Raw genomic sequence first — 1,750 nt, forward strand, 5'->3', positions numbered from 1 at the left:
GAGCGGGTGTTGTGCTCGGTGTTCGTGGACGTGCTCGGTGTGGAGGGGGTCGGTGTCGACGACGACTTCTTCCATCTCGGCGGCGACTCCATCGTCGCGCTGCGCGTCGTGACCGCAGCCCGCCGTGCCGGTTTCGCCCTCACGTCCCGTGACGTCTTCGAAGCGCCCACCCCCGCGGGTCTGGCCTCCCGGGCCGTGCCGACCGACACGCTGATGGCCGCGGCCGAGGACCGGCAGGACTCGCTCGGTGTCGTCGTGCCGACCGCGATGATCACCGATCTGCTCGCGCACGACGGCGCGTGGGTCGACGGGTACGCCCAGGCCCGGGTGGTCACGCTCCCCGCCGATCTGACCGAGGACGCACTCGAGGCCGCGCTGAACGCGCTTGTCGCGACCCACGACGTGCTCCGGGCCCGGGTCGTCGACGACCCCACCTACGGCCGGACCCTCGAGGTTCCCACCGAGCCTGCACCCGAAATCGTTCTGCAGCAACGCGATCCGGGGGATCCCGAGCCGGTGCAGTCCGCTTACCGCAGCCTCGACCCGGCATCGGGAACGATGGTCGTGTTCGTCCTGCTCGACGACGCACCCGCTGCTCGCCTGCTCATCGTCGCCCACCATCTCGTCGTCGACGCGGTGTCCTGGAACATCCTGCTCGACGACCTGCGTCGGCTGTGCGAACGGCCGGGATCGCTCGAACGACCCGCCACGTCCTTCCGCACGTGGAGTCGGGCGCTCGAAGCCGCCGCCGACCTCGCGGCCGACGATGCGGACCTGTGGCGGGGGATCGTCGACCCGGCCGGTGCCGTCGCGCTCACCGAGCGCGCCCTCGATCCGGCGGTGGACACCGTCGCCGCGTCGACCGTCCGGGAAATCACCGTGGCACCCGACGTGTTCGAGATGCTGTCGTCGGTGGTCGCCCCGGCGCTGCGCGTCGGGGTCGACGAGATCCTGCTCGCCGCCCTGGCGGCCGCGCTGGCCACAGCATCCGAGGAAGCCGGCGCGACCGCGCTCGTCGTCGACGTCGAAGGTCACGGTCGCGAATCCGATTCGATCGCACCGGAACTCGATCTGTCCCGCACGGTGGGCTGGCTGACCACGCTGTACCCGCTGCGGCTCGACGTGGCCGGTGTCGACCTCGACGCGGTCGCCGCCGGATCCTCCGCAGCCGGACGTCTCGTCAAGCACATCAAGGAGCAGATCCGCGCCGTCCCGAACCGCGGCATCGGCTACGGACTGCTCACCCGATACCGCGGCGAGCACGCCGCCGACCTCACCGGCGGGGCCGCGCACTCGGTGCTGTTCAACTACCTCGGCCGCATCGACGCCGCCCCGGCCACGGGAACCGGCGGGGTCTGGACGCTGTGCCCCGTCGAGAACTCGGACGGCGTCGGCACCCTCGGCGTGTCCTCCGACCCGACGATGCCCATGACGCATCCGATCGAGGTCAACGCCGCGGCCACCGCCGCCGGCGTCGTCGCGCAGTGGCGCTTCGCGGCCTCGGCGCTGCGGGCCGGTGTCGTCGACCGCGCCGCGGAACTGTGGCCGGCACTTCTGGAAGGTATTGCTGCACACGGTCGTTCGGGTTCCATCGGTGGACTGACGCCGTCGGACGTTCTCGCCTCCGTCGACTTCGACGAGCTCGACGAGCTGACCGCGCGCTATCCGTCGGCGATCGACGTCCTGCCCCTGACGCCGCTGCAGCAGGGCCTGATGTTCGAGTCGACCTTCGACACCACCGGGCACGACG

1 protein-coding gene is annotated in these 1,750 nt (G+C 71.2%); it reads left to right on the top strand.

Going from position 1 to position 1,750, the window contains the following annotated elements; all coding sequences use genetic code 11:
- The coding region (locus tag I0Q12_RS18410; protein WP_231610970.1) for a condensation domain-containing protein at positions 1 to 1,750 on the top strand (1,750 nt) is incomplete at both ends.

This window comes from Rhodococcus sp. CX, assembly GCF_015865005.1.
In the GTDB taxonomy this organism is placed as follows: Bacteria; Actinomycetota; Actinomycetes; order Mycobacteriales; family Mycobacteriaceae; genus Rhodococcus.